At 68.6% G+C, this 6,420-nt stretch carries 6 protein-coding genes and 1 tRNA gene; 6 read left to right on the top strand and 1 reads right to left on the bottom strand.

From position 1 onward, the window contains the following. Window positions 1–120 precede the first annotated feature (120 nt). From orn to ACWCRB_RS37500, 3 genes are all read left to right on the top strand, one after another. Entirely contained in the window at window positions 121–726 is a 606-nt protein-coding gene (gene orn / locus ACWCRB_RS37510) for an oligoribonuclease (RefSeq protein WP_451000329.1), read from the top strand. A gap of 142 nt (window positions 727–868) precedes the next feature. Continuing rightward, window positions 869–941: transfer RNA gene (locus ACWCRB_RS37505), tRNA-His, on the top strand. 69 nt (window positions 942–1,010) lie between these two features. Next, the gene (locus tag ACWCRB_RS37500) at window positions 1,011–1,532 is read left to right on the top strand and encodes a GNAT family N-acetyltransferase (protein WP_451000328.1); all 522 of its coding nucleotides are present in this window, start codon (window positions 1,011–1,013) and stop codon (window positions 1,530–1,532) included. 30 nt (window positions 1,533–1,562) lie between these two features. Here ACWCRB_RS37500 and ACWCRB_RS37495 read toward each other — a convergent pair whose 3' ends face one another. Beyond that, window positions 1,563–2,618: a LacI family DNA-binding transcriptional regulator gene (locus tag ACWCRB_RS37495; protein WP_451000327.1), complete on the bottom strand. Its 1,056-nt coding sequence runs from the start codon at window positions 2,616–2,618 to the stop codon at window positions 1,563–1,565. A gap of 451 nt (window positions 2,619–3,069) precedes the next feature. Between ACWCRB_RS37495 and ACWCRB_RS37490 the strand changes: the two genes are divergently transcribed. From ACWCRB_RS37490 to ACWCRB_RS37480, 3 genes are read left to right on the top strand one after another with little or no spacing between them, the layout of a single operon-like run. Continuing rightward, entirely contained in the window at window positions 3,070–4,401 is a 1,332-nt protein-coding gene (locus ACWCRB_RS37490) for an ABC transporter substrate-binding protein (RefSeq protein WP_451000326.1), read from the top strand. 5 nt (window positions 4,402–4,406) lie between these two features. After that, window positions 4,407–5,420 (top strand): carbohydrate ABC transporter permease, encoded by a 1,014-nt coding sequence (locus ACWCRB_RS37485; protein ID WP_451000330.1) that lies wholly within the window; start codon window positions 4,407–4,409, stop codon window positions 5,418–5,420. A gap of 12 nt (window positions 5,421–5,432) precedes the next feature. After that, window positions 5,433–6,335, top strand: coding sequence for a carbohydrate ABC transporter permease (locus ACWCRB_RS37480; RefSeq protein WP_451000325.1), 903 nt, complete (start codon window positions 5,433–5,435; stop codon window positions 6,333–6,335). Window positions 6,336–6,420: the final 85 nt, after the last annotated feature.

The following is a 6,420-nucleotide window of genomic DNA, read 5'->3' as shown; positions in this document are numbered from 1 at the left end:
TCGGGGGCAGCGCCCCCGATGGGGGTCCCCCCTCTGGGGGAGGGACGGGTAGGGGCGGCGGGGGCGAACCCATTGCACCGTGGGGTTCAGCCCGCACTGCCTCCCCGTAAGGTGAGACGCATGAACGATCGCATGGTGTGGATCGACTGCGAGATGACCGGTCTCTCGTTGTCCGACGACGCGCTCATCGAGGTGGCCGCACTGGTCACCGACTCCGAGCTGAACGTACTCGGCGAGGGGGTGGACATCGTCATCCGTCCGCCCGACTCGGCGCTGGAGACGATGCCGGAGGTGGTGCGCCAGATGCACACCGCGTCCGGACTCCTCGACGAGCTGGCCGGCGGCACGACGCTGGCGGACGCCGAGGCACAGGTCCTGGCGTATATCCGCGAGCACGTCAAGGAGCCGGGCAAGGCCCCGCTGTGCGGCAACTCGGTCGGCACGGACCGCGGCTTCCTGCTCCGCGACATGGGCACCCTGGAGGCGTACCTCCACTACCGGATCGTGGACGTCAGCTCGGTGAAGGAGCTGGCCCGGCGCTGGTACCCGAGGGCGTACTTCAACAGCCCGCCCAAGAACGGCAACCACCGCGCCCTCGCCGACATCCGCGAGTCGATCGTCGAGCTGCGCTACTACCGCGAGGCGATCTTCGTACCGCAGCCCGGCCCGGACTCGGACACGGCCCGCACGATCGCGGCCAAGCACGCGCTGCCGGCGACGCAGTAACCCGTACGACAGCCTCCACAACGGCCCGTACGACAGCCCTTGCCACCGCCCCGGGAAAGCCGGGCGCGAGCACCCCTTCTGACCCTGTACACTTTTTCTCGGCCGGTCAGGAAGACCACTCGGAACTCCTCACCCGGTCATGGTGGGTGTAGCTCAGCTGGTAGAGCACCTGGTTGTGGTCCAGGATGCCGCGGGTTCAAGTCCCGTCACTCACCCTGATTGATCAAGGGCTGGCCTGTGAAGACAGGTCAGCCCTTAGTCGTGTCCGGCCCCTTGGGAACATCATGGGAACACCGACCCTCCGCACCGCCCGTCTGGACCTGGTCCCCCTTGCCGTCGCGCACGCCGAGGAGATGGCGGCGGCGCTCTCGGACCCCGTCCTGCACACGTTCATCGGCGGCGCCCCCAGCAGCCCCGATGCCCTGCGCACTCGTTACGAACGGCTCGTCGCCGGTTCCCCGGACGCGTCCGTGACGTGGCTCAACTGGGTGCTGCGGCTGCGCGTGGACGGCTGTCTTGCGGGCACCGTCCAGGCCACCGTCGCCGACGACCGGGGCATCGCGGAGATCGCCTGGGTCGTGGGTACGCCCTGGCAGGGGCGCGGGCTCGCCTCGGAGGCGGCACGGGAGCTGGTGGGCTGGCTGGGGCGACGCTCGCCGGCCGTCCGTACGGTCGTCGCGCACATCCACCCCGGCCATCACGCGTCGGCGGCGGTCGCCTCGGCGGCGGGGCTGTTCCCGACGGAGGAAGAGCAGGACGGCGAGATCAGATGGCGGCTGTCGCTGCCCGCCGCCAAGCGTCCGTGAACTCCCGTACGCCCCCTGTCCGTCGGCACATCAGGACGACGTACGGGTCATCAGTTCCGTAGGAAGCACCACCCGGCGGCGTTCCAGTACCCGCGACGCCGTCGGGCGGCGGTCCGCGACCTCCTCCAGGAGGAGGTCGATCATCGCCCGGCCCATTTCCACGATCGGCTGGCGGACGCTCGTCAGGGGCGGGTCCATGTGGCGGGCTATGGCCGAGTCGTCGTAGCCGACCAGGGCCACGTCGTCGGGTATACGGCGGCCCTGTTCGCGCAGGACCTGGCGGGCGCCCGCCGCTGTCACGTCCGAGCCCGCGAAGACCGCGTCCAGGTCGGGGCAGCGGGAGAGCAGGCGGGTCATCGCGCGACGGCCGCCCTCCTCCGTGAAGTCGCCCGGTTCGATCAGGGCCTCGTCGACCTCGTGGCCCGCGGCCTCCAGGGCCTCGCGGTAGCCGTCGACGCGGCGCTGGGCACCGTACACGTCCAGGCGGCCCGTGATGTGGGCTATCTTGCGGCGACCTCGGGAGAGAAGGTGTTCGACTGCCTGGCGGCCGCCTCCGTAGTTGTCCGAGTCCACCGAGGTGAGGGTCTCCGCCGCCGACCTCGGGCCGCTGATCACCGCCGGGATCTCCAGCTGGGCCAGCAGGTCCGGGAGCGGGTCGTCCGCGTGGACCGAGACCAGGAGCACGCCGTCCACTCGGTGGGCGGCCAGGTACTGGGCCAGGCGCTGACGCTCCCTGTCGCTGCCCGCGAAGATCAGCAGGAGCTGCATCTCCGTGTCCGAGATCGCACCCCCGACGCCACGCAGCATGTCCGAGAAGTACGGCTCCGCGAAGAAGCGGGTCTCCGGCTCGGGGACCACCAGCGCGATCGCGTCCGTGCGGTTCGCCGCGAGGGCGCGGGCCGCCGTGTTCGGGACGTAGCCGAGTTCCGCGACCGCCGCCTCGACCGCCGCGCGGGTCGCGTCGCTGACCCTCGGTGAGCCGTTGATCACCCGGGAGACCGTGCCGCGGCCCACTCCGGCGCGCGCGGCGACCTCTTCCAAGGTCGGCCGGCCACCGCTGCGGCCCCGCGCTCCGTGGCTTGCCATCTGGCTCCGCCCTTCCGCTGTCATCGCCCTGGCCTGGAATCTAACAGTCCTGCCTGGGGGTGCCTGTCACCACCGGGGAGGTCAGACCGCCCCGGCGGCCGAGCGGCGACAGGAGTCGCCGAACCGCCCTCCGTACCGGCCCGGCCCGGTTCCCGCGCCGACTGCCGTAGTGGCCGATCTTCACCGGTCCGCGTCCCCTTCGCGCCGCTCCGCCGAGTTAGTTAACAGGCCGATAACTGAAGACAGCTCCTCCCGTCATCGCCCTTGACACCCCCGCCCGGACCGACGAACCTTCAACACATCACCGATGGGAGCGCTCCCACGGTACCTGACACATACACATCCCGCACGTTCCCCGCCCGAGCCGCAGCGACGCGATTCAAGACGAACTAACGGGCCCAACAATGCAGTTGGCCGGGGGGTCGGCACGTCAGGGCAACAGGAGGACGCAATGCGAGCACGTACCCGATCCGCCCGCAACAGGGCGGTCGTCCTCGCGGCCGTAGCATCGCTGGGCGCCGGGCTGCTGGCCGGCTGTGCCGACGACGGCGGCGACAACACCGGCGGCTCGTCGTCGGGCGGTGGCGACGGCGACAGGACCACCATCACTCTTGGTCTATTCGGCACCATGGGCTTCAAAGAGGCCGGTCTCTACGCCGAGTACGAGAAGCTCAACCCGAAGATCAAGATCGCCGAGAACGTCATCGAGCGGAACGAGAACTACTACCCGCCACTCCTCAACCACCTCACCACCAACAGCGGCCTCCTGGACGTCCAGGCCGTCGAAGTGGCCAACATCGCCGAGATCGTGGACACCCAGGCCTCGAAGCTGACGGACCTGTCCAAGGCCGCGGGCGTCGAGGAGAGCACCTGGCTGGACTGGAAGTGGAAGCAGGCAACCACCGACGACGGCCAGACGATCGGACTCGGCACCGATGTCGGCCCGATGGCCATCTGCTACCGCAAGGACCTCTTCGAGCAGGCCGGTCTGCCCACCGACCGCGACGAGGTGGGCAAACTGTGGGCGGGCAGCTGGGACAAGTTCGTCGAGGTCGGCCAGGACTACAAGGAGAAGGCTCCGGCGGGCACCACCTTCATGGACTCGCCCGGCGGTCTGCTGAACGCCATCCTCGGCAGTGAGAGCGAGAAGTTCTACGACTCCTCCGGCGAGGTCATCTACAAGACGAACCCGGCCATCAAGGCCGGCTTCGACCTGACCGCCAAGGCCGCCGAGGACGGACTGCTCGGCAAGGAGACGCAGTTCCAGCCTGCCTGGGACACGACGATCGCCAACAGCAAGTTCGCCGCGATCTCCTGCCCGCCGTGGATGCTCGGCACCATCAAGGGCAAGTCGAAGCCGGAGTCCTCGGGCAAGTGGGACGTGGCCGTGCCGCCCAAGGCCGGCAACTGGGGCGGCACCTTCCTCACCGTGCCCAAGTCCGGCAAGCACGTGGCGGAGGCGACGAAGCTGATCACCTGGCTGACCGCCCCCGAGCAGCAGGCGAAGCTCTTCAGCGTGCAGGGCAACTTCCCGAGCACGCCGGGCGCGTACACCCTGCCCGAAGTCACCGGCGCGAAGAACGAGATGACGGGTGACGCCCCGATCGGCACGATCTTCGCCGAGGCGGCCAAGGCGATTCCGGTCCAGGTCATCGGCCCGAAGGACGGGATCATCATGCAGGGTCTGAGCGACAACGGCGTGATCCTGGTGACCAAGGGCAAGTCGGCCAAGGAAGCCTGGGACACGGCCACCAAGACCATCGACAACAACCTGGAGAAGTGACCGGTATGTCCGCCCGGCACGACATCGCCGCGCCCCCCGCGAAGGAGGGGGGCGCGGCCCCGGCCCGTCCGCCCGCCACCGAGGCTCCCGAGGCGGACAGGCGCCGCCGGGACCGGCTCTCGCGCCGTTGGCAGCGGGACCTGCGCTGGAGCCCGTACGCGTTCGTCTCGCCGTTCTTCCTGCTCTTCCTCGCCTTCGGGCTCTTCCCGCTGATCTACACGGGCTGGGCCTCGCTGCACTCGGTGGAGCTGACGGCGCCCAACGACATGGAATGGGTGGGGCTCAAGAACTACACCCGCCTCTTCGACGACGAGTTCTTCTGGAACGCGGCGCAGAACACCCTGACGATCGGCATCATCTCGACGGTTCCGCAGCTGCTGATGGCGATGGGCCTGGCGCACATCCTCAACTACAAGCTGCGGGCTTCAACCTTCTACCGGGTCGCGATGCTCGCTCCGTACGCCACGTCGATCGCCGCCGCCTCGCTCGTCTTCGTGCTTCTCTTCGGGCGCGACTACGGCATGATCAACTGGGTGCTGAACCTGGTCGGTATCGACAACATCGACTGGCAGAACGACAAGTGGCCCTCGCAGTTCGCCGTCTCGACCATCGTCATCTGGCGCTGGACCGGCTACAACACCCTGATCTACCTGGCCGCGATGCAGGCCATCCCGCAGGACCTGTACGAGTCCGCGGCCCTCGACGGTGCCTCGCGCTGGCGGCAGTTCATCCATGTGACGCTGCCCTCGCTGCGCCCGACGATCCTGTTCACCGTGGTCGTCTCGACCATCGGAGCGACTCAACTCTTCGGTGAGCCACTGCTGTTCGACCCGAACAAGGGGGCGTCCGGCGGCCCCGAGCACGAGTTCCAGACGCTCGGGCTGTATCTGTACGAGCAGGGCTGGGTCAACCTGCACCTGGGCCGGGCTTCCGCCATCGCCTGGACGATGTTCCTGATCCTCATCGTGATCGGAGTCATCAACTACGTCATCTCGCGCCGGCTGCGCGCCAGTGGTTAAGGAGAACCGGCCGTGACGACGACACTGACGAAACCGCCCGCCCCGGACGACACGTCCCCCAGGCAGCGGCGCTCCAAGGCCAAGCGCGCCGGCGGGCACATGCACGCCGGACCGATCGCGTACATCATCCTCGCCCTGTTCACCATCGGCTCGCTGTTCCCCCTGGTGTGGACGGCGATCGCCGCCTCGCGCGACAACAACCGGCTCGCGCAGACCCCGCCGCCGTTCTGGTTCGGCAGCGGTCTGTTCGACAAGCTCGAACTCGCCTGGGAAAACGCCAACATGGGCGAGGCGATGATCAACACCACGCTGGTGGCCGGAACTTCGGCGGTCACCATCGTGTTCCTGTCCACGATCGCCGGGTTCGCCTTCGCCAAGCTGCGCTTCAGGGGGCGGGGCGCGCTGATGCTGATCGTGATCGGCACGATGATGGTGCCGCCGCAGCTCATGATCATCCCGCTGTACATGATGGTCGCCGAGCTCGGCTGGACCGACCAGCTCCAGGCCGTGATCCTGCCGTCGCTGGTGAACGCCTTCGGGGTGTTCTTCATGCGGCAGTACCTGATCCAGGCACTCCCGGACGAGATCATCGAGGCGGCCCGGGTGGACGGCGCGAGCAGCTGGCGCGTGGTCTGGCACGTGGTGTTCCCGGCGGCGCGGCCCGCGATGGCCGTCCTCGGCATGCTGATGTTCGTCCAGACGTGGAACGACTTCCTGTGGCCGTTCCTGGTCCTGACCCAGACCGGCAGTCCGACCGTGCAGGTGGCGGTCGCGGGTCTGGGGCGCGGTTTCACCCCCGACCAGTCGCTGATCATGGCGGGCGCGCTGCTCGGCACGCTGCCGCTGCTGATCGTCTTCGCGATCTTCGGCAAGCAGATCGTGGGCGGGATCATGCAGGGCGCGGTGAAGGGCTGACCCGCAGGCCGGCCCGTACAGGGCCTTTCGTACGGGAATTCTCTGGGGGCCGGGTCACCGCCGCCTCGGCCCCCTCGCACTCTCC

This window comes from Streptomyces sp. NPDC002156 (assembly GCF_053593675.1).
Note: the sequence above shows the minus strand (reverse complement) of the source record. Positions and strands in the feature narration are given on the sequence as shown.

Coding starts and splice junctions, on each gene's coding strand:
- orn (WP_451000329.1), top strand. CDS start 121: ATGAACGATCGCATGGTGTGGATCGACTGCGAGATGACCGGTCTCTCG.
- ACWCRB_RS37500 (WP_451000328.1), top strand. CDS start 1,011: ATGGGAACACCGACCCTCCGCACCGCCCGTCTGGACCTGGTCCCCCTT.
- ACWCRB_RS37495 (WP_451000327.1), bottom strand. CDS start 2,618: ATGGCAAGCCACGGAGCGCGGGGCCGCAGCGGTGGCCGGCCGACCTTG.
- ACWCRB_RS37490 (WP_451000326.1), top strand. CDS start 3,070: ATGCGAGCACGTACCCGATCCGCCCGCAACAGGGCGGTCGTCCTCGCG.
- ACWCRB_RS37485 (WP_451000330.1), top strand. CDS start 4,407: ATGTCCGCCCGGCACGACATCGCCGCGCCCCCCGCGAAGGAGGGGGGC.